Source organism: Mesorhizobium sp. M0037 (assembly GCF_040323635.1).
Classification (GTDB): Bacteria; Pseudomonadota; Alphaproteobacteria; order Rhizobiales; family Rhizobiaceae; genus Mesorhizobium.
In genome coordinates, this window is sequence record NZ_JAMYVB010000001.1 from 647,713 (window position 1) to 669,223 (window position 21,511).

General features: G+C 61.8%; 23 protein-coding genes. 21 read left to right on the plus strand and 2 right to left on the minus strand.

The window, feature by feature from the left end; translation table 11 throughout:
• The first annotated feature begins 213 nt into the window (after positions 1-213).
• Positions 214-3,003, plus strand: coding sequence for a DNA gyrase subunit A (gyrA, locus tag NKJ78_RS03345; protein ID WP_352459388.1), 2,790 nt, complete (start codon positions 214-216; stop codon positions 3,001-3,003).
• A 56-nt stretch (positions 3,004-3,059) separates the two neighbouring features.
• Here the strand turns inward: gyrA and NKJ78_RS03350 are convergent, their stop codons facing one another.
• Positions 3,060-3,206, minus strand: a complete 147-nt coding sequence (locus NKJ78_RS03350; RefSeq protein ID WP_023670953.1) for a hypothetical protein — start codon at positions 3,204-3,206, stop codon at positions 3,060-3,062.
• A gap of 194 nt (positions 3,207-3,400) precedes the next feature.
• Here NKJ78_RS03350 and coaD point away from each other — a divergent pair, with 194 nt between their 5' ends.
• From coaD to tgt, 7 genes are all read left to right on the plus strand, one after another.
• Complete coding sequence (gene coaD, locus NKJ78_RS03355; RefSeq protein WP_023670954.1) at positions 3,401-3,901, plus strand: pantetheine-phosphate adenylyltransferase; 501 nt, start codon at positions 3,401-3,403, stop codon at positions 3,899-3,901.
• Between the two features lie 168 nt (positions 3,902-4,069).
• A complete protein-coding gene (locus NKJ78_RS03360) occupies positions 4,070-4,564 on the plus strand; it encodes a peptidylprolyl isomerase (RefSeq protein WP_352459458.1) in 495 nt (164 codons plus the stop codon).
• A 44-nt stretch (positions 4,565-4,608) separates the two neighbouring features.
• On the plus strand, positions 4,609-5,121 hold the full coding sequence (locus tag NKJ78_RS03365) for a peptidylprolyl isomerase (protein ID WP_352459387.1): 513 nt from the start codon (positions 4,609-4,611) through the stop codon (positions 5,119-5,121).
• Positions 5,122-5,133: 12 nt separating this feature from the next.
• Positions 5,134-5,583 carry a DMT family transporter gene (locus NKJ78_RS03370; protein WP_352459386.1) on the plus strand — a complete coding sequence of 150 codons (450 nt, stop codon included), beginning with the start codon at positions 5,134-5,136 and terminating at the stop codon, positions 5,581-5,583.
• A complete protein-coding gene (gene queA / locus NKJ78_RS03375; protein ID WP_352459385.1) occupies positions 5,583-6,671 on the plus strand; it encodes a tRNA preQ1(34) S-adenosylmethionine ribosyltransferase-isomerase QueA in 1,089 nt (362 codons plus the stop codon). Before NKJ78_RS03370 ends, queA begins: the two co-directional genes overlap by 1 nt.
• The gene (locus tag NKJ78_RS03380) at positions 6,661-6,930 is read left to right on the plus strand and encodes a hypothetical protein (protein ID WP_023684641.1); all 270 of its coding nucleotides are present in this window, start codon (positions 6,661-6,663) and stop codon (positions 6,928-6,930) included. Before queA ends, NKJ78_RS03380 begins: the two co-directional genes overlap by 11 nt.
• Positions 6,923-8,053: a tRNA guanosine(34) transglycosylase Tgt gene (gene tgt / locus NKJ78_RS03385; RefSeq protein WP_352459384.1), complete on the plus strand. Its 1,131-nt coding sequence runs from the start codon at positions 6,923-6,925 to the stop codon at positions 8,051-8,053. Before NKJ78_RS03380 ends, tgt begins: the two co-directional genes overlap by 8 nt.
• Positions 8,054-8,059: 6 nt before the next feature.
• Here tgt and NKJ78_RS03390 read toward each other — a convergent pair whose 3' ends face one another.
• A complete protein-coding gene (locus NKJ78_RS03390; protein WP_023696512.1) occupies positions 8,060-8,482 on the minus strand; it encodes a DUF4864 domain-containing protein in 423 nt (140 codons plus the stop codon).
• A 193-nt stretch (positions 8,483-8,675) separates the two neighbouring features.
• Here NKJ78_RS03390 and NKJ78_RS03395 point away from each other — a divergent pair, with 193 nt between their 5' ends.
• From NKJ78_RS03395 to NKJ78_RS03455, 13 genes are all read left to right on the plus strand, one after another.
• Entirely contained in the window at positions 8,676-9,287 is a 612-nt protein-coding gene (locus tag NKJ78_RS03395; protein ID WP_023693402.1) for a DsbA family protein, read from the plus strand.
• Between the two features lie 68 nt (positions 9,288-9,355).
• Entirely contained in the window at positions 9,356-9,592 is a 237-nt protein-coding gene (locus tag NKJ78_RS03400) for an Lrp/AsnC family transcriptional regulator (RefSeq protein ID WP_023670963.1), read from the plus strand.
• Between the two features lie 307 nt (positions 9,593-9,899).
• A complete protein-coding gene (locus NKJ78_RS03405; protein WP_352459383.1) occupies positions 9,900-11,312 on the plus strand; it encodes a circularly permuted type 2 ATP-grasp protein in 1,413 nt (470 codons plus the stop codon).
• A gap of 122 nt (positions 11,313-11,434) precedes the next feature.
• Entirely contained in the window at positions 11,435-12,376 is a 942-nt protein-coding gene (locus tag NKJ78_RS03410) for an alpha-E domain-containing protein (protein WP_023693403.1), read from the plus strand.
• Between the two features lies 1 nt (position 12,377).
• On the plus strand, positions 12,378-13,172 hold the full coding sequence (locus NKJ78_RS03415; RefSeq protein ID WP_023739978.1) for a transglutaminase family protein: 795 nt from the start codon (positions 12,378-12,380) through the stop codon (positions 13,170-13,172).
• 32 nt (positions 13,173-13,204) lie between these two features.
• Complete coding sequence (locus NKJ78_RS03420; RefSeq protein WP_023739977.1) at positions 13,205-13,936, plus strand: proteasome-type protease; 732 nt, start codon at positions 13,205-13,207, stop codon at positions 13,934-13,936.
• A 90-nt stretch (positions 13,937-14,026) separates the two neighbouring features.
• A complete protein-coding gene (locus NKJ78_RS03425; RefSeq protein ID WP_023739976.1) occupies positions 14,027-15,442 on the plus strand; it encodes a pyridoxal phosphate-dependent decarboxylase family protein in 1,416 nt (471 codons plus the stop codon).
• Positions 15,443-15,456: 14 nt separating this feature from the next.
• Complete coding sequence (locus NKJ78_RS03430) at positions 15,457-15,903, plus strand: hypothetical protein (RefSeq protein WP_023754895.1); 447 nt, start codon at positions 15,457-15,459, stop codon at positions 15,901-15,903.
• 115 nt (positions 15,904-16,018) lie between these two features.
• Positions 16,019-16,786 (plus strand): DeoR/GlpR family DNA-binding transcription regulator, encoded by a 768-nt coding sequence (locus tag NKJ78_RS03435; RefSeq protein WP_352459382.1) that lies wholly within the window; start codon positions 16,019-16,021, stop codon positions 16,784-16,786.
• 117 nt (positions 16,787-16,903) lie between these two features.
• Entirely contained in the window at positions 16,904-18,424 is a 1,521-nt protein-coding gene (glpD, locus tag NKJ78_RS03440) for a glycerol-3-phosphate dehydrogenase (RefSeq protein ID WP_352459381.1), read from the plus strand.
• A gap of 38 nt (positions 18,425-18,462) precedes the next feature.
• Complete coding sequence (locus NKJ78_RS03445; protein WP_352459380.1) at positions 18,463-19,542, plus strand: ABC transporter ATP-binding protein; 1,080 nt, start codon at positions 18,463-18,465, stop codon at positions 19,540-19,542.
• 10 nt (positions 19,543-19,552) lie between these two features.
• Complete coding sequence (locus tag NKJ78_RS03450) at positions 19,553-20,644, plus strand: ABC transporter ATP-binding protein (protein WP_023826986.1); 1,092 nt, start codon at positions 19,553-19,555, stop codon at positions 20,642-20,644.
• Entirely contained in the window at positions 20,645-21,511 is an 867-nt protein-coding gene (locus NKJ78_RS03455) for a carbohydrate ABC transporter permease (protein WP_023670975.1), read from the plus strand.

Consider the following 21,511-nt stretch of genomic DNA (forward strand, 5'->3'; position numbering starts at 1 on the left):
TGCCTCCTGATACGCTCTTGGCTTGGAAAACGGTCCATCGCAGGCTTTTGCCCTGGCGGCGGCGAAATGCGTTATGGCCAAATCGTCGCAATCAGCTTTATCCATTTGAAATTACCACTGAAATTGTCGTTGGAAAAGCACCACGAATATTGGAGTTTCGGCCGTGCTTCCTATATAAGCGGTCAGTGATTCCTGATTAGATTGTGATCCGATTTGACCGACCAAAAACCCCCGCGCGGCGCCGACGGCGGCCCCACCGGCATCGAGCCCATCTCCATCATCGAGGAGATGCAGAGCTCCTATCTTTCTTACGCCATGAGCGTCATCGTCAGCCGTGCGCTGCCCGATGTGCGCGACGGCCTGAAGCCGGTGCACCGCCGCATTCTCTATGCGGCGCATGAGAGCGGCTACCACTGGAACCGCAAATATGTGAAATCGGCCCGCCCGGTCGCGGACGTGATGGGTAAATACCATCCGCATGGCGACGCCTCGATCTACGACGCCTTGGTGCGCATGGCGCAGGACTGGTCTCTGCGCGTGCCGCTGATCGACGGGCAGGGTAATTTCGGCTCCATCGACGGCGATCCGCCGGCGGCGATGCGCTACACCGAATCGCGGCTGACCAAGGTCGCACATGAGCTGCTGGAGGACATCGACAAGGAAACCGTCGATTTCCAGGAGACTTATGACGCCTCCGACACCGAGCCGAAGGTGCTGCCGGCGCGCTTCCCCAACCTTCTGGTCAACGGTTCCGGGGGCATTGCCGTCGGCATGGCCACCAACATTCCGCCGCATAATCTGGCCGAGATCTGCAACGGCGCGATCGCCATCATCGACAATCCGGCAATCGACTTGCCGGCGCTGATGGAGATCATTCCGGGTCCCGATTTCCCGACCGGCGGCATCGTGCTCGGCCGTTCCGGCATCTACAGCGCCTATGCGACGGGCCGTGGCTCCATCGTCATGCGCGGCAAGGTCAATGTCGAACAGCGCGGCAACGACCGTGAATCGATCATCATCACGGAAGTCCCGTACCAGGTGAACAAGGCCTCGATGATCGAGAAAATGGCCGAGCTGGTGCGCGACAAGCGCATCGAAGGCATTTCCGACATTCGCGACGAAAGCGACCGCCAGGGCTACCGCGTCGTCATCGAGCTGAAGCGCGACGCTGTCGCCGACGTCATTCTCAACCAGCTTTACCGCTTCACGCCGCTGCAGACCTCCTTCGGCGCCAATATGGTGGCGCTGAACGGCGGCAAGCCGGAAGTGATGAACCTGACCGACATGCTGAAGGCGTTTGTCAGCTTCCGCGAAGAGGTGATTAGCCGGCGCACGAAATTCCTGCTGCGCAAGGCGCGTGACCGTGCCCATGTATTGGTCGGTCTTGCCATCGCCGTCGCCAACATCGACGAAGTGATCAAGCTGATCCGCACCGCGCCCGATCCGCAGACGGCGCGCGAGCAGTTGATGGAGCGGCGCTGGCCCTCCGGGGACGTGGAGTCATTGATTCTGCTTATCGACGATCCGCGCCATCGCATCAATGAGGATGGCACCTACAACCTCTCCGAGGAACAGGCGCGCGCAATCCTCGAACTGCGCCTGCAGCGCCTGACCGCGCTCGGCCGTGACGAAATCGCCGACGAGCTGAACACCATCGGCGACGAGATCAAGGATTACCTCGATATTCTGTCGTCCCGCGCCCGCATCCAACAGATCGTCAAGGACGAGCTTGCCGCCGTGCGCGACGAGTTCGGCACGCCGCGCCGCACCGAGCTCACCGACGGCGGCGCCGACATGGAAGACGAGGACCTGATCCAGCGCGAGGACATGGTCGTCACCGTCAGCCATTCCGGCTACATCAAGCGCGTGCCGCTGTCGCTCTACCGGGCGCAACGCCGCGGCGGCAAGGGCCGCTCCGGCATGTCGACCAAGGAAGAGGATTTCGTCACCCGGCTGTTTGTGGCCAACACGCATACGCCGGTGCTGTTCTTCTCCTCGCGCGGCATCGTCTACAAGGAAAAGGTCTGGCGGCTGCCAATCGGCAATCCGCAGTCGCGCGGCAAGGCGCTGATCAACATGCTGCCGCTGGAGCAGGGCGAGCGCATCACCACCATCATGCCGCTGCCCGAGGACGAGACCAGCTGGGGCGAACTCGACGTCATGTTCGCCACCACGCGCGGCACCGTGCGCCGCAACAAGCTGTCCGAATTCGTCCAGGTCAACCGCAATGGCAAGATCGCCATGAAGCTGGAGGAGGAGGGCGACGAGATTCTCGGCGTCGAGACCTGCACAGACAATGACGATGTGCTTTTGACCGCCAGCTCCGGCCAGTGCATCCGCTTCCGCGTTGGCGATGTGCGCGTCTTCCAGAGCCGCAATTCGGTCGGCGTGCGCGGCATAAGCATGGCCGAGACCGACCGCATCATCTCCATGTCGGTGATCGAGCATGTCGATGCTTCACCGGCGGAACGCTCCGCCTACCTCAAGCGGGCAGCACTGGAGCGGCGGCTTGCCGCCGAGGTGACCGGCGAGGAAGAAGAGATTGCACTCACCAATGAGGAGATTGGCGAGGAGACCGAGCTTTCCGACAGCCGTTACGAAGAGCTCAAGGCGCATGAGCAGTATGTGCTGACGGTGACCGAATATGGCTACGGCAAGCGCTCGTCATCCTACGATTTCCGCCTGACCGGACGCGGCGGCAAAGGCATCCGCGCCACCGACGTGTCCAAGGTGGCCGAGATCGGCCAGCTGGTGGCGACTTTCCCGGTCGGCTATGACGACCAGATCATGCTGGTTTCGGATGGCGGCACGGTCATCCGGGTGCCGGTCAACGGTATCCGTTTCGCCAGCCGCGCCACCAAGGGCGTGACCATCTTCAACACCGCCGAAGGCGAGAAGGTGGTTTCGGTCGAACGGATTTCGGAGCCGCAGGCCGACGAGGATGTCGAAGAGGGTGTCATTGAGGCCGGCGCCGGAGATGCCGTACCGGACAGCACCGAATAGGTTTGAGCAACAACGCCGGCCCGATGGGCCGGCGCAAACAAGAAACTAGCAATAAATCAGGGGCGACGGTGGGGCCAGCGAGCGCCGAAACCTTCGAACCGCTTTGTGCGGACACGGACGCGCTCTGCCTCGCTATGCAATCCGAATGCGGTGGCGATCAGCATGGCGACGGTCATTGCGGTGGCGAGCATGTAGATCAGCATGTGCGTGTTCTCCTGCGCCTATCCAACGGTTAGATCGGGTTTTGGTTTCATCTTCCGAAGTGCAAACTAGCGAACGCGGCGTGAAGTCTTCGTGATCAAGGCATTCATCTGTCGTTCATGTCTGCGAAAAGGTTCACGCAGATGTTCCCAATCGCATTTGCCTTCCGCCCAATGCCCCGCTAGAAGCACCTCCCATGACCGATCGCATCGCCCTTTATGCCGGCTCCTTCGACCCGCTGACCAACGGCCATCTCGATGTCCTGAAGGCATCGCTGGCTGTCGCCGACACGGTTTATGCGGCGATCGGCACCCACCCCGGCAAGACGCCGCTGTTTTCCTTCGACGAACGGGTGAAGCTGATCGAGGCCGCGACCAAGGCCGAATTTGGCCGCGACGGCGACCGTATCAAGGTCGTCGCCTTTGACGGGCTGGTCATCGACGCGGCCCGCAAGCATGGCGCCTCGATCATGATCCGCGGCCTGCGTGACGGCACCGATCTCGACTATGAGATGCAGATGGCTGGAATGAACGAGACGATGGCGCCGGAACTGCAGACGGTTTTTCTGCCCGCCAGCCCGTCGGTACGCACCATTACCGCCACACTTGTGCGCCAGATAGCCTCGATGGGCGGCGACATCCGTCCGTTCGTGCCGGCCGCCGTTGCCGGCGCGCTCACCGCCAAATTCGCGAAATAGTGCATGTCGCCCAAAAGTGGATGCCGGTTTTGGGGCAACGACATGCACCCTAACAAAGACCTTCGGAGATCCCTTATGCAGCTGAAAAAGCTCGCCTCGTTCCTCGTCGTGCTTGCCGGTCTCGTGACCGCATCCGTTTCGGCCTTCGCCGCCGAGCCGGAAAACACCATGATCATCACCTTGAAGAACGGCGACGTCACCATCGCGCTACGCCCCGACCTGGCACCCAAGCATGTCGCGCAGATCAAGAAGCTGGTGCGTGAAGGCGCTTATAACGATGTCGCATTCCACCGGGTCATCAACGGCTTTATGGCGCAGACCGGCGACGTCAAGTTCGGCAACATGAAGAAGGGGTTCAGCCCCGAGGCCGTCGGCACCGGCGGTTCAGACCTGCCCGACCTGCCGGCCGAATTCTCGCAGAGCGAACATTTCAAGCGCGGCACGCTCGGCATGGCCCGCTCGCAGGACCCGAACTCCGCCAATTCGCAGTTCTTCATCATGTTCGCGCCGGCTCCGAACCTCTATGGCCAGTACACCATCGTCGGCAATGTCGTCAGCGGCATCGAACTGGTGGACAAGATCAAGAAGGGTGACGAGGCCGACAACGGCACGGTCAGCGAGCCCGACCGCATGATCAAGGTACGCATCGCCGCCGACAAGTAAACCAATCAAATCAATCTGTTTTTCTGAGATAAAGGATATACGACATGGCTGAGATCAAGGACCGCGAGAACGCGCTCATCCTGGAAACGACCAAGGGCAAGGTCGTCATCGAACTGTTCCCCGACCTGGCTCCCGGCCACGTCGCCCGCATCAAGGAACTGGCGCGTGAAGGCGCCTATGATGGCGTGGTCTTCCACCGCGTCATAGAAGGCTTCATGGCGCAGACCGGCGACGTGAAGTTCGGCAATTCGACCAAGCCCACCTTCGCGCCGTCGCGTGCGGGCATGGGCGGCTCGGAAAAGCCGGACCTGAAGGCTGAATTCTCCAACGCCAACCATGGCCGCGGTACCTGCTCGATGGCACGTTCGCAAAACCCGAACTCCGCCAATTCGCAGTTCTTCATCTGCTTCGACGATGCCGCTTTCCTCAACCGCCAGTACACGGTCTGGGGCCAGGTCATCGAAGGCATGGAGAATGTCGACAAGATCAAGCGCGGCGAGCCGGTGGTCGATCCCGACAAGATCGTGTCGCTGAAGGTCGCGGCCGACGTCAAGTAAGGACAAACGACGATGATGGGCGTGGTCTGGTCGCTGCTCGGCATCCTGTCCGGCGCCTTCATCGCCATTCAGGCGCCGATCAACTCGCAGCTGGCGCGCGGCCTGGGGCTCCCGGTCGCGGCTGCTGCGTTTTCGTTCCTGTCGGGCGCGATCGTGCTTGGTATCATCTCCATTGCCGTTGTGCGGTTGCAGGACATCTCCCTCGACTGGAAGGCGCCGGCGCCTTGGCTGTTCATCGCCGGTGGCATGCTCGGCGGTTTCTATGTTACCCTGTCAACCATTCTTACGCCGCGCATTGGTGCAGCCGCGTTGATGGCGTTCCTGGTTGCCGGCCAGTTGCTGGCCGGCATGCTGATCGATCGCGTCGGCTTTCTCGGCGTGGCGGTGCGCGAGATTTCGCTCGGCCGCATCGCCGGCGCGGTGCTGCTGTTGGCCGGAGCGCTGCTCGTCCGGCTCTACTGATGCGCGTCGACCTCTTCGACTTCGACCTGCCTGAGGAGCGCATCGCGCTTCGCCCGGCCGAGCCGCGCGACAGCGCCAGAATGCTGGTGGTCAGGCCGGGCGAGGGTCTTTCGGATCGCACGGTTGGCGACCTTCCGTCCTTGCTCAGGGCTGGCGATGTTCTGGTCTTCAACGACACCAAGGTCATTCCTGCCCAGTTAAGAGGCATCAGGCGGCGCGGCGAAGCGCAGGCGCAGGTGGACGCCACGCTGCATATGCGCATGGCGCCGGACCGCTGGCTAGCCTTCATGCGGCCTGGCAAGCGCATCGCCGCCGGCGACCGCATCCATTTCGGCCATGACGGCAATTCCTGTTTTCTCGGCCAACTCGACGCCACGGTGATCGAGAAGGGCGAGGCCGGCGAGGCGTTGCTCGGCTTCGACCTCTCCGGCCCGTTTCTCGACGAAGCGCTGCGCGCCGTCGGCCACATCCCGCTGCCGCCCTATATCGCCTCCAAGCGCAACGACGACGCGCGCGACCTGACGGATTACCAGACCATCTATGCCAAGGAGGAGGGCGCAGTCGCTGCCCCCACCGCAGGCCTGCATTTCACGCCGGAGCTGTTTGCCGCGCTCGACGCCAAAGGCATCGAACGCCGCTTCGTCACCTTGCATGTCGGCGCCGGCACCTTCCTGCCGGTCAAGGCGGACGACACCGCTGACCACAAGATGCATGCCGAGACCGGCTCGGTCAGCGAAGCAACAGCCGACGCTCTGAATGGCGCCAAGGCGCGGGGCGGGCGCATCATCGCTGTCGGCACGACCTCGCTGCGCCTGCTGGAGAGCGCGGCACGGCCTGATGGCTCGCTGACCGCCTGGTCCGGCCCGACCGACATCTTCATCACGCCGGGCTATCGGTTCAAGACCGCCGACCTGCTGATGACCAATTTCCATCTGCCGCGTTCGACGCTGTTCATGCTGGTTTCGGCCTTCAGCGGCCTAGATACGATGCGTGCGGCCTATGCTCATGCCATCGGGAACGATTACAGGTTCTATTCCTACGGAGATGCAAGCCTGCTTTATCGAGCGGAGATGAGCGATGGACGATGACCTGCAGGCCTTTGATCGCGAAAGCCTGATCGCCGAAGTGAAGAAATTGCGTGCCGGCATTCGCCAGCACCGAGATTCTACCGGCCATGATTTATGCTGGCATCATCCCAACCTGTGGGACCTGCTGCCGGAAAAGACCGATCCATCGATTGCTGTGCCGCCATGGCCGAAATTCATGCGCGGCTGCATCCAATACCGGCAGTCGCTCGACAGGCAGGCGCCAGGCGCGCCTGTCCATGACAAGGAATTCAATGGCTGAGACATTCACCTTCAAGATTCTCGCCACCGACGGCAAGGCGCGGCGCGGTGTCATCGACATGCCGCGCGGCGAAATCCGCACGCCGGCCTTCATGCCGGTCGGCACCGGCGGCACGGTCAAGGCCATGTATATGGACCAGGTGCGCGGCGTCGGCGCCGACGTCATTCTGGGCAATACCTATCATCTTATGCTGCGGCCAGGCGCCGAGCGCGTGGCGCGGCTTGGCGGCCTGCATGAGTTCGCCCGCTGGCCACAGCCGATCCTGACCGACAGTGGGGGTTTTCAGGTCATGTCGCTGTCGAAGCTCAGAAAATTGACCGAGAAGGGCGTCACCTTTCGCTCGCACATTGACGGCGCTGCCTACGAGATGTCGCCGGAGCGCTCGATCGAGATCCAGGGCCTGCTCGATTCCGACATCCAGATGCAGCTCGACGAATGCACAGCGCTGCCGGCCGACCTCAAGCAGATCGAGCGCGCGATGGAGCTGTCGCTGCGCTGGGCCGAGCGCTGCAAGACAGCGTTCGGCGACCAGCCCGGCAAGGCCATGTTCGGCATCGTCCAGGGTGGCGACAACGCAGCACTCAGGGTGCGCTCGGCGCAGGCGCTGAGCGCGATGGAGCTGAAGGGCTATGCCGTCGGCGGCCTGGCCGTCGGCGAGCCGCAAGCGGTGATGCTGGATATGCTGGAGATCACCTGTCCGGAATTGCCTGACGACAAGCCTCGATATCTCATGGGCGTCGGCACGCCGGACGACATCGTGAAATCGGTGGCGCGCGGCATCGATATGTTCGACTGCGTGATGCCGACCCGCGCCGGCCGCCATGGCCTGGCCTATACCAGGCGCGGCAAGGTCAATCTCAGGAATGCCCGCCATGCGGACGATCCGCGGCCGCTGGACGAGGAGAGTGACTGCCCGGCGGCACGCGACTATTCACGCGCCTATCTGCATCATCTCGTGCGCTCGCAGGAGGCGCTGGGCGCGATGCTTCTGACCTGGAACAACCTGTCTTACTATCAGAAGCTGATGCAGGACATTCGCGCCGCGATCGAGGCAAAGGCCTTCGAGGCGCGCACATCAGACATTTCAGAGGGATGGGCGAGGGGCGATATTCCGGTGCTATAAGCACATCTAGGTGCTGAGCGAATTCGCTGCGCGCAAGCTGCAGCCGGTGATTTGAAAGCTGCCGTCGGGCTGCTGTTCCAGCGTGTAGACCGCCTCATAGTCCTTGCCGTCGGGCCCAACGATCAGCACTTGCTGGATTAGCGAAGTTGGCCCCATCTGCTCGACCTTGCCGAAGGAATAGCTCTGCGGCTGGCGCACCGGCGGATAGCCGTTGGTCACCATGTTCATGAAGGTGTCGACGGTCGGAAAGACGCGCTTCACATTTGGAGCGGCGAAACTGTACGCCTTGGCGCCATCATTGGCGATGAGCGCCTTCAACTGACCATCGATGACGGCCTGGCCGGCCTTGACTTCGGCGTCGCCGGCAAGGGCTGCCGACACGAACAACGCGAACAGCAATGAAACAACTGCGAATGCGGTGCGGCGCATGGCCTGTCTCCATTGTCCCCCAACAAAACCTGTCCCGGGACGCATCATACCATACGGTTTGCGGAGCCTCACGGTTTCAGCAACCGCAATATTCGCCACGCAAGTGCCACATGATCATGCTTAAGCCTCCTTTAACGCGGGGCGCGCATCGTAGGGACGGGTGGGGACCCGTTCGCGCAACCAGGGGACGACCATGTTCAAGCAGCCGATCGACCGGCGCCTTTTGCTGAAGGGCGCGGCAAGCCTCGCAGTTTTGGCTCCCTTGCCCGCCTGGGCAAGCACCGGGCCGACTGTCACGGAAGTCGCCTTCGATCCCGCCATTCCAGCGCTCGGCAACCCCGATGGCGACGTCACCATCGCCGAATTCGTCGACTATCAATGCCCGATCTGCAAGCTCGTCTTCGTCGAACTGAAGAAGTTGATGGAAGAGGACAACGGCGTCCGGCTTGTGATGAAGGACTGGCCGATCTTCGGCGACGTGTCGCGCGACGCGGCGCGGGTGACGCTGCTGAGCGGCGAACACTATGGCGCGGCGGTCGATGCGCTGATGACCAACCAGCGCGGCCTTTCGGAACGCCGCACCAACGACATCCTTTCTTCCGTCGGTGTCGATGTGGCGATGGTGCGTGCCGACCTCGCCATCCGTGAACCCGACATCGACGCTGCCCTTGTCCGCACCGAAGCCCAGGCGACGGCTTTCAAGCTGCGCGGCACGCCAGCCCTGGTCATCGGCGGCAACCTGTACCGGCGCGGCATGCCCGTGTCCGAACTGAGACAAGCCGTCGCCAAGGCCCGCTCCGCCTGATGCTTGAAAGCCGGGCGGCAGTCTGCCACAAGGGCCGCTTGAGTGCTGAAGCTTGATCGGGACCGGCAATGAAGACGTTTTTCATGCAGATAAAGTGCGATCTGGGCAAGTCCTACGAGGTCGCCAGCGCGCTCGCCGATGCCGAAATCGCCTCGGAAATCTACTCGACCGCCGGCAATTACGACCTGCTTGCCAAATTCTATGTCGACGACGAGGAAGATGTCGGCCACTTCGTCAACGAGAAGGTGCAGATTATTCCCGGAATCAAGGACACCTTCACGGTCGTCACTTTCCGCGCTTTCTAAAGCAATTCCAGGAAAAGTGTGAAGCGGTTTTCCGTCCGGAATTGCGTCGAAGCAAAAAGCCATGGCAGGTCGCCGTTTCCATGAAACGGTGAACTGCCATGGCCGCATCAGGCACTTGCCCGGTGAACTGCTAGAGCCGCATCAGGCACTTGCCCGGCGACAAGGCAGAGCCTGATTAAGGTCCTGTTCCGACTGCCCGAATTTTGGGCAGTCGGAACATACTGATCGCCGATATCCTCCAAATCACCGATTGCGCTTGATTTTCTCCCGCGACGCCAGTGAAATGGCGTCACAGGGGAGTATGCGATTGGCAGCGTTCGATGAAATGCTTCCGGAAGTTTCCGGGCTTAGACAACCGTATACGGCTTACGACCGCTGGCTGAAGGAGCAGGACCCGGCCAGGCTTACCGAAAAGATGCAGGACGCCGAGCGCGTCTTCCGCAAGACCGGCATTACCTTCGCCGTCTATGGCGAGCAGGAAGCCTCCGAGCGGCTGATCCCCTTCGACATCGTGCCGCGCATCATCTCCGGCAATGAATGGCGAAGGCTGACGCAAGGCATCGAGCAGCGCGTGCAGGCGCTGAACGCTTTCCTCGACGACATTTACCACCGCCAGGAAATCCTGCGCGCCGGCCGCGTGCCGAGGGAGCTGATCGCCAGGAACGAGGCGTTCCTGCCGGAAATGATCGGAGTGCGGCCACCGGCCGGCGTCTACACCCACATTATCGGCGTCGATATCGTCCGCATCTCGGAGAACGAGTTCTACGTGCTGGAGGACAATGCGCGCACGCCGTCGGGGGTCTCCTACATGCTGGAGAACCGCGAGACGATGATGCAGCTCTTTCCCGAGCTGTTCCAGCAGATCAAGGTGCGGCCGGTGGAGAATTATCCGCAATTGCTGCGCCAGTCGCTGGCGGCAGTGCGGCCGCAAAGCACCAAGGGCGCACCGACCATTGCCGTGCTGACGCCGGGCAGCTTCAACTCCGCCTATTTCGAACATGCCTTCCTCGCCGACCAAATGGGCGTGCAACTGGTCGAAGGCCAGGATCTGCGCGTTGTAAACGGCCACGTCGCCATGCGCACGACCGAAGGCTACAAGCAGATCGACGTGCTTTACCGGCGCGTCGACGATGCCTTCCTCGATCCGCTGACCTTCCGGCCGGACTCGGCCCTTGGCGTGCCCGGCATCATGGACGTCTACCGCGCCGGCAACATCACCATCGCCAACGCGCCGGGAACCGGCATCGCCGACGACAAGGCGATTTATTCCTACATGCCCGACATCGTCGAGTTCTACACCGGCCGCAAGGCCATCCTCGGCAACATCCCGACCTGGCGCTGCTCGGAGCCCGACAGCCTGAAATACGTGCTCGAACACATCCATGAGTTGGTCATCAAGGAAGTGCACGGCTCCGGCGGCTACGGCATGCTGGTGGGGCCGGCTGCGACCAAGAAGGAATGCCAGGATTTCGCCAAGAAGCTGCAGGCGAAGCCTTCCAACTACATCGCCCAGCCGACGCTGGCGCTGTCGACCTGCCCGATCCTGACAGAAAAAGGCCTGTCGCCGCGCCATGTCGACTTGCGACCCTATGTTCTGGTCTCCGACCGAATCCAGATCGTGCCCGGCGGCTTGACGCGGGTGGCGCTGAAGGAGGGGTCGTTGGTCGTGAATTCCTCGCAAGGCGGCGGGACGAAGGATACGTGGGTGTTGGACGATTAGGTAGGCAGTAGGCAGTAGGCAGTAGGCAGTAGAGGGACAAGAAATGTCATATTCCACAGAGATTCAAATGCTTACTAATCCCTACTCACTATTCCCTACTCACTAGCCCGAAGGGTCTTGCCATGCTTCTCGGCCGCACCGCCAACGGGCTCTACTGGATGAACCGCTATATCGAGCGGGCGGAAAACATGGCGCGTCTGGTCGATGCCGGCCTTCGCATGGCGCTGACCCGCACCCAGAGCGCGTCGGAAGAGTGGAATTCGGTGCTTCTCAGCGCCGGCTCCGACGTCACCTTCACGCAGAAATACAAGGACTACACCGCCGCCAACGTCGCCGACTTCCTGCTGCGCGATACCTCGAACCCGTCGAGCACGATGTCGGCGATCGAGACCGCTCGCAACAATGCCCGCATGGTGCGCACCGCGCTGACGCGCGAGACCTGGGAGAGCATCAACGAAGCCTGGATGGCGCTGAAGCGCATGCTGGCAAAGCCGATCGACGAGCGCGACCTGCCGAGTGTGCTCGACGCCATCAAGCGCGAGACGGCGCTGATCCGGGGCTCGTTTTACGGCACCATGCTGCGCAACGAGATCTTCGACTTCTCGCAGCTCGGCACCTATGTCGAGCGGGCCGACAACACGGCACGCATCCTCGACGTGAAATACTACGTGCTGCTGCCGTCGATCTCCTGGGTCGGCTCGAGCCTCGACAACTACCAATGGGAATCGATCCTGCGCTCGGTGTCGGCGCACCGTTCCTATCGCTGGGTCTATGAGGCCGACTACAAACCCACCAACATTGCCGACTATCTGATCCTCAATGTGCGCATGCCGCGTTCGCTGACCTTCTGCTATCGTTTTCTCGCCGAGCATCTGAAGTTCCTCGGCGACGACTATGGCGACCGTCATGCCTGCCACGCCACCGTCGACAGGACACAGGCGATGCTGCAGGCAGGGTCGATCAAGGACATATTCGACGCCGGCCTGCACGAATTCCTTGCCAGGTTCATTCAGGACAATACCAAGCTTGGCGAAGAGATTGCACAAGATTACCGGTTCAATTGACATGCGATTGAAAATCACCCATCGGACCGAATACCGCTACGACGCGCCGGTGCACTATCTGTTGCAGCGGCTACGCCTGTTACCGGTCAGTGGCCCGACGCAGACCGTGCTGTCCTGGGCGCTGAAGATCGAGGGCGCGCGCGAGGAAGTCCGCTTCAACGACCATTTCGGCAACGATAACAGGTTGTTGAGCGTCGATGGCGAGCGTGACTTCATCACCGTCGAGGCCTCCGGCGAGGTTGTCACGCGCGACACAGCAGGCGTCTCGGGTCCGCATCACGGCTTTGCGCCGCTGTGGCTGTTCAGCCAGGAGACAGCTTTGACCATCCCCGGCGAGGGCATAAGCGAGCTTGCCGCGGCCGTCGGCAAAGGTACCGACATCGAAAGGCTGCATCGGCTGATGGCGCTGATCGTCGAGCGCGTCGCTTACACGCCGGGCACCACCAGCGTGACGACCCCGGCGGAAGAGGCATTGGCGCTGAAGACCGGCGTTTGCCAGGATCACAGCCACATCTTTGTCACCGCAGCCCGCGTCATGGGTTTTCCGGCTCGCTATGTCAGTGGCTATCTGATGATGGATGCGGCCATCGAGCAGGCGGCGAGCCATGCCTGGGCCGAAGCCCATGTTCAGGGTCTCGGCTGGGTCGCCTTCGACGCCGCCAACGGCATTTCCCCCGATGAACGCTATGTCAGGGTAGCCACTGGCCGTGATTATCGCGACGCCTCGCCGGTATCGGGAATTCGACTGGGACAGGCGGAGGAACAGCTTGCAGTCACCGTCACGGTAGAGCAGTAGTCTCCGCCAAGATTGCTGCCTGAAGAGATTCCATGACTTATTGCGTCGGCCTCAAGATCGATCGTGGGCTCGTGTTCATGTCGGACACGCGCACCAATGCCGGGATGGATTCGATCTCCACTTTCAAGAAGATGCATGTCTGGGAAGAGCCAGGCGAGCGCGTCATCGTGCTGATGTCGGCCGGCAATCTGGCGACGACGCAGGCCGTGGTCAGCCTGCTCGACGAGCGCACCAAGGCGGTGGCCGAACGCCACGCGACGCTGCTCGAAACCCCATCCATGTACCAGACGGTGCGGCTGGTCGGCGACACCGTCAAGGAAGTCATCGCCAGCTCGTCGCCTGCCGGCGAAAAGGCGGATTCCTATTTCAACGCCTCCTTCATCCTCGGCGGCCAGATCAAGGGCAGCCCGCCACGGCTGTTCATGATCTATCCCGAGGGCAATTTCATCGAATCCACCGACGACACGCCGTTCTTCCAGATCGGCGAGACCAAATACGGCAAGCCGATCATCATCCGTGCCTATGAAAGGACGATGAGCCTGGCTGAAACGGTCAAGCTCTTGCTGGTGTCGTTCGATTCGACGCTGAAATCGAACCTGTCCGTCGGCCTGCCTCTCGACCTGCTGTTCCTGGAGGAGGACACGTTCAAGGTGGGTTTGAAAAAGCGCATCGGCCAGGATGATCGATATTATCGTGCTATTTCCGAAGGCTGGTCGAACGCGTTGAAGACAGCCTTTGCCAGCCTGCCTGATTTTCCGGGGTAGCGCAGGGACCTTCGTCGCGGTTGCCTGTCTCTATTTAACATGTTAATCAAAATTCAAACCGCTGGGCAGATCGGCGCGTCGGGAGGATCCATGGACAACGAGCAATTCCGCGACTGGTCGAGGCGCGCCGCCGACTGGGGCGCTGATTACCGCGCCGGCCTTCGCGATCGGCCGGTGCGACCTGCCATAGCGCCGGGCGAGATCTTCAGGAGCATCGAAACTTCTCCGCCGGAGGCGGCGGAATCGATGGAGACGATCTTCGCCGATTTCGAAGCCAAGATCGTGCCCGGAATGACGCATTGGCAGCATCCGCGTTTCTTTGCTTATTTCCCGGCCAATGCAGCACCCGTCTCCGTGGTTGCCGAATATCTGGTCTCTGCGATGGCCGCGCAGTGCATGCTGTGGCAGACTTCGCCGGCGGCGACAGAGCTTGAGACGCGCATCGTCGACTGGATGCGCCAGGCGCTCGGCCTGCCCGAAGGCTTTTCCGGCGTCATCCAGGACTCCGCATCATCGGCGACGCTGGCCGCCGTACTGACCATGCGCGAGCGCACGCTCGACTGGCAGGGCAACAAGAAGGGTCTTTCCGCGCAGGGCAGGCTGCGCGTCTATTCCTCCGACCAGGTGCACACCTCGATCGACCGCGCCATCTGGGTCGCCGGCATTGGCGAGGAAAACCTCGTCCGCATTCCCGTCGCCGGCACCTACCGCGCCATGGATACCGCGGCTTTGGAAGCGGCGATTGTTGCCGACCGCGCGGCCGGCCTATTGCCGGCCGGCATCATCGCGTGCGTCGGCGGCACCAGCACCGGCGGCACCGACGACATCGCTGAAGTGGCCGCGGTGGCCAAACGCCAGGGGCTCTATCTGCATATCGACGCCGCCTGGGCCGGATCGGCGATGATCTGTCCGGAATACCGGCATTTCTGGACCGGTGTCGAGGGCGCGGACTCGATCGTCTTCAACCCGCACAAATGGCTGGGCGCGCAATTCGACTGCTCGATCCAGTTCGTCCGCCAGCCGGAGGATCTCGTGCGCACGCTGGCGATCAAGCCGGACTATCTGAAAACTCGCGGCCATGACGGCATCATCAACTACTCCGAATGGTCGGTGCCTCTCGGCCGTCGCTTCCGGGCGCTGAAGCTGTGGTTCCTGCTGCGCGCCCATGGCCTCGAGGCGCTGCGCACCATGATCCGCAATCACGTCGCCTGGAGCGAAGGCATAGCAGCGCGCCTGGCCGAGGAGGAGGATTTCGAGCTCGCCAGCCAGCCGATGCTGTCGCTGTTCTCGTTCCGGCATCGCGCCGCATCCGGCGCTGACTGCGACGAGCACAATCTGCGTCTGGTCGACGCCATCAACAATGACGGCCGTATCTACCTGACGCAGACGCGTGTCGATGGGCGGGTCGCCATCCGCTTCCAGGCAGGCCAGTTCGAGACAACCGCGGCCGATGTCGATACCGCCTTCACTGTCATCTGCGAGTGTGCAAGATCCCCGAAGGACTGACAGGGATTGCCCGGGTGGTTGCCGCCGCCGGGGCAAGCCAGCAAGGACTTGCGAGCAAGCATATGGCCGGAAGGGCTGAAGGGGTTAGCCAGAATCTGACGGGCGTCTGGAGCGGGCGCTATTTCTATCCGCGCGAACTGCCGCCGGTTTCCTTCGTTGCAACGCTGATCGAGACGGCAACCAGCTTGACGGGGATGACCCACGAACCGGCGGCGACCAGCACGGCAAGATACGCAAGCCTGCAGGGGCAGCGAGAGGGCAACGCCGTCTCCTTTACCAAGACATACGACAAGGCCCAATTGAAGGCGCACCCGATTCACTACAGCGGCATCATCAACGGTGATGCAACCGAGATCAAAGGCACTTGGCGAATCCCGGGATACTGGTCCGGCAATTTCCTGATGATCCGCTCGCCAGGTAAAGTCGCGGCTGTCACCCGCAAGGTGGCGGAGCGGGTCTGAGCCGTATCTGCCCGGTTCGCCTTTGCAATCACCGATATTTCATTAGCCGGCGTCTCCCTTTTCATTGCTTTCGTTTTCAGCTACAAACAAGAAAAACGAAAACGGGAGGTTCTCAGTGTATTTGTCGCCGCGCCATGCCGAAATCATCCAGATGGCGAAGGACCATGGCCGTGTGCTGGTCGATGACCTCGCCACGCATTTCAACGTGACGCCACAGACCATCCGCAAGGACCTCAACGATCTCTGCGACCAGCGGCTGCTGACGCGCATCCATGGCGGGGCCCTGTTCCCGTCCGGCATCGAGAACATGGAGTATGAGGCGCGCCGCAAGATTGCCGCCGACGAGAAGGAGGCCATCGGCTGCGCGGCGGCCAGGCTGATACCCGACAACGCCTCCCTGTTCATCAACATCGGCACCACGACCGAGTCGGTCAGCAAGGCGCTGCTCGACCATACCGGGCTGATGGTCATCACCAATAATATCAATGTTGCCAACAGGATGCGCATCTATCCTTCGATCGAGGTGGTAATCGCCGGCGGCGTCGTGCGTGGCTCCGACGGCGGCGTTGTCGGCGAGGCCGCGGTCGATTTCATCAGGCAGTTCAAGGTCGACTATGCGGTGATCGGCGCCTCGGCCATCGACCATGACGGCGCGTTGCTCGATTTCGACTTTCGCGAAGTGAAAGTGGCGCAAGCCATCATCGCCAATGCCAGGCATGTCATCCTGGTGTCCGACCAGACCAAGTTCGAACGCACCGCGCCGGTTCGCATCGGCCATCTCTCGCAAGTCAACACCTTCATCACCGACCGTTGTGACATCCCGTCGGTGCGCAAGATCTGCGAGGAAGCGGAGGTTCAATTGATCGAAACGTCGCTCGGCTAAGCTATCGATCACGGTCCCGTTACATTTCGTTTGACATTCGTTCTTATTTCGAAATAATCCCGCTACGGTTTCGTAAAAACCTAAAAATGCTGCAATGCGAAATCGCGGGAGGGCTTTGTGGACGCAGTCCGTGACATCTTCGTCATCGGTGGCGGCATCAATGGCTGCGGCATCGCCCGCGACGCCGTTGGGCGGGGCTTTTCGGTATTTCTGGCCGAGATGAACGATCTTGCCAGCGGAACCTCCTCCGGCTCGACCAAGCTGATCCACGGCGGTCTGCGCTACCTCGAATTCTACGAGTTCCGGCTGGTGCGCGAGGCGCTGATGGAGCGCGAGGTTCTTTGGAAGAACGCGCCGCACATCATCTGGCCGATGCGCTTCGTGCTGCCCTATGCCAAGGGCCTGCGCCCGGCCTGGCTGATCCGGCTCGGCCTGTTCCTCTACGATCATATTGGTGGCCGCAAATTGCTGCCGGCGACCCGAACACTGGACATGTCCAAGGATCCGGCGGGCAAGCCGCTGAAGCCGCTGTTTCACAAGGCCTTCGAGTACTCGGACGGCTGGGTCAACGATGCCCGGCTGGTGGTGTTGAACGCGCGTGACGCCGCCGACCGCGGCGCCACCATCCGCACCCGCACGAAAGTCGTCGGGGCGCGGCGCGAAGGCGATCTATGGGCGATCCGCGTGGAAGACGTGCGGACGGGAGATGCCGACGAGGTCAAGGCCCGGCTGCTGGTCAATGCCGCCGGTCCATGGGTCGATCACGTCCTGTCGACCACCGTGGGCCAGAACGACGTGCACAATGTGCGCCTGGTGCAGGGCAGTCATATCGTCATCAAAAAGAAGTTCGATGATCCGCGCGCCTACTTCTTCCAAAACAAGGACGGGCGCATCATTTTCGCCATCCCTTACGAGGAAGAATTTACGCTGATCGGCACCACCGATCGCGACTATCCCGGCGATCCGCATGACGTGAAGATCAGCGACACCGAGATCGACTATCTCTGCGCGGCGGCGAGCGAATATTTTGCTGAAGCCGTGACGCGTCCCGACATCGTCTGGACCTATTCGGCCGTGCGCCCGCTCTATGACGACGGTGCTTCGAAGGCGCAGGAAGCGACCCGCGACTATGTGCTGAAAGCCGATGGCGGCGGGGGCAAGGCGCCGATCGTCAACGCTTTCGGCGGCAAGATCACCACCTACCGCCGGTTGTCGGAATCGATGCTGGAAAAGGTCGAAGGTTTTCTCGGCAAGCGCGGCAAGCCGTGGACGGCGAACGCGCCCTTACCAGGCGGCGATTTCCCGGCCACCGGTTTCGACGCCCAGGTGGCGAAGCTGAAGAGCGCCTATCCTTTCCTCGACCAGCGCCTGGCGCGTCGGTTGACCAGGCTTTACGGCACGCGCGCGCAAGTGTTGCTCGGCCTCGCCAAGTCGAACGCCGATCTCGGTCGCAATTTCGGCGCCGATCTCTATGAGGCCGAGGTACGCTACCTCAGCGAAAACGAATGGGCGCTGACCGCCGAAGATGTATTGTGGCGTCGCACCAAGCGCGGTCTGCATCTCAGCCGCGAACAGGCCTCGGCGCTTGACGAATTCATGCGCGGCATAAGCCGGCGCCATGTCGCGGCAGCGGAATAGGGAAGGCGATTGATGCACAAAGCCTGGGAGGAGGCATCATGCTGGAACTGAGAAACGTGACGAAGATGGTCGGCGCGGTGGAGCATATCCGCGACGTGTCGCTGACGCTTCAGCACGGCTCGCTCAACGTTTTGCTCGGGCCGACACTGTCGGGCAAGACCAGCCTGATGCGGCTGATGGCCGGACTCGACGTGCCGACCACCGGTTCAGTCTGGTTCGACGGCCAGAATGTCACCGGCATGCCGGTGCAGCAGCGCAAGATCGCCATGGTCTATCAGCAGTTCATCAACTACCCCGCGATGACCGTCTACGAGAACATCGCCTCGCCGTTGCGCGTCGCCGGCACCGACCAGGCCAAGATCGACAAGGAAGTCCGCAACGCGGCAGGGCTTTTGAAGCTCACACCCTATCTCGACCGCACGCCGCTCAGCCTGTCCGGCGGCCAGCAGCAGCGTACGGCGCTGGCCCGCGCCATCGTCAAGAATGCCAGTCTGGTGCTGCTCGACGAGCCGCTCGCCAACCTCGACTACAAATTGCGCGAGGAGCTGCGCGCCGAACTGCCCAAGATATTTGCCGCCGCCGGCACTATTTTCGTCTACGCCACGACCGAGCCGCATGAAGCCTTGCTGCTCGGCGGCAATACGGCGACGCTGTCCGAGGGGCGGATCACCCAATTCGGGCCGACCATCGACGTCTTCCGCAAGCCGATCGACCTGGTGACGGCGAAAACCTTTGCCGATCCGCCGCTCAACACCATCGTGCTGGCCAAGAAAGGTCCCGATTTCCTGCTCGAGGGCGGCGTCAAGCTGCCGGTACCGGCCGAACTCGCCGGCATTTCCGACGCCAACTACACGATCGGCTTCCAGCCGCATCATCTGTCGCTCGAGCGGCCCAACGCTGCCGCCGTGCCGGTGCGCGCCAAGGTGACGATCACCGAGATTACCGGCTCGGAAAGCTTCATCCATCTCGATTTTGCCGATGCGCGCTGGGTCATGCTGACCCACGGCATCCGCGATTTCGAGCCCGACGCCGAGATCGAGGTGTTTATCGATCCGCGCCACATCATTGTCTTCGACAGCAACGGCAGCGCCGTCGCCGCGCCGAAGCTTGCGGCCTGAGGGGGAAGAGATGGCGCGCATCGACGTCAACCATGTCAGGCACTCCTACCTGCCCAACCCGCAGAAGGATGCCGATTTTGCGCTGCGGGAAGTGCACCACACATTCGAGGATGGCGGCGCCTATGCGCTGCTTGGGCCCTCGGGTTGCGGCAAGACCACGCTGCTCAACATCATTTCGGGACTTCTGCACCCCTCGCACGGTGAGTTGCTGTTCAACGGCAAGGACGTCACCAATCTGTCGACGCAGGAGCGCAATATTGCGCAGGTGTTCCAGTTCCCGGTCATCTACGACACCATGACCGTTTACGACAATCTTGCCTTCCCGCTGCGCAACCGCGGCGTGCCGGAGGCCGATGTCGACCGCAAGGTGCGCGAGACGCTGGAGATGATCGACCTGGCGTCGTGGGCGAAGAAGAAGGCGAGGGGCCTGACCGCCGACCAGAAGCAGAAGATCTCGCTCGGCCGCGGCCTGGTGCGCTCGGATGTCAATGCCATCCTGTTCGACGAACCGCTGACGGTCATCGATCCGCATATGAAGTGGGTGCTGCGCTCGCAATTGAAGCAACTTCACCGCCGCTTCGGCTACACCATGGTCTATGTCACCCATGACCAGACTGAAGCGCTGACCTTCGCCGACCAGGTCGTCGTCATGTATGATGGCGGTATCGTCCAGATCGGCACGCCGGCCGAATTGTTCGAGCGCCCGCGCCACACTTTCGTCGGTTATTTCATCGGCTCGCCCGGCATGAACGTCATGCCGGTGGCGATCGACGGCAAGACTGCGACCATTGGCAGCCAGCGCATCGAGCTGCCCGGCGCGCCAAAGACCGCCGCTGGGAACGCCGGCGCGATCGAACTCGGCATCCGCCCCGAATATGTCAGGCTCGGCCGCGAGGGCATGGCGGTTAAAATAAGCAAGGTCGAGGATCTCGGCCGCCACAAGGTGGTGCGCGCCAGCCTCGAAGGCCGCGAGATCGCTGCCGTCATCGGCGAGGACGAGAGCGTGCCGGCCGACCCAAAGGTTCGCTTCGATCCGGCCGGCATCAACATCTATGCCGATTCCTGGCTGGTTGAGATGGGGCGTGTCGAGATGGGGGCATAGATGGAAAAGACCTGGAACAACAAGGCCTGGTTCCTGGTGCTGCCGGTGCTGGTGCTGGTGGCGTTCTCGGCCGTCATTCCGCTGATGACGGTCGTCAACTATTCGGTGCAGGACACCTTCGGCAACAACGTCTTCTTCTGGGCAGGCACCCAGTGGTTCGAGGAACTGCTGTCGTCCAGCCGCTTCTGGGAAGCCATGGTGCGCAACCTGATCTTCTCCTTCATCATCCTGGCCATCGAAGTGCCGCTCGGCATATTCATCGCGCTCAACATGCCGAAGAAGGGCTGGGGCGTGCCGGTCTGCCTGGTGCTTATGTCGTTGCCGCTGCTCATTCCGTGGAACGTCGTCGGCACCATCTGGCAGGTCTTCGGCCGCAACGACATCGGCCTGCTCGGCTACTACGTCAACGCGCTCGGCATCGACTACAATTACGTTCAGGATCCGTTCGACGCCTGGGTCACCATCATCATCATGGACGTCTGGCACTGGACCAGCCTTGTCGTGCTGCTCTGCTATGCCGGCCTGGTTTCGATCCCGGATGCCTTCTACCAGGCGGCCAAGATCGACGGCGCCTCGCGCTGGGCGGTGTTCCGTTATATCCAGCTGCCGAAGATGCAGCGTGTGCTTTTGATCGCCGTGCTGTTGCGCTTCATGGATAGCTTCATGATCTACACCGAGCCCTTCGTCGTCACCGGCGGCGGCCCCGGCAACTCGACGACCTTCCTGTCGATCGACCTCGTCAAGACCGCGCTCGGCCAGTTCGACCTCGGTCCGGCAGCCGCCATGTCGCTGGTCTACTTCCTGATCATCCTGTTGTTGTCGTGGGTGTTCTACACAGTCATGACCAACTACGACGCGGAGCGCTGA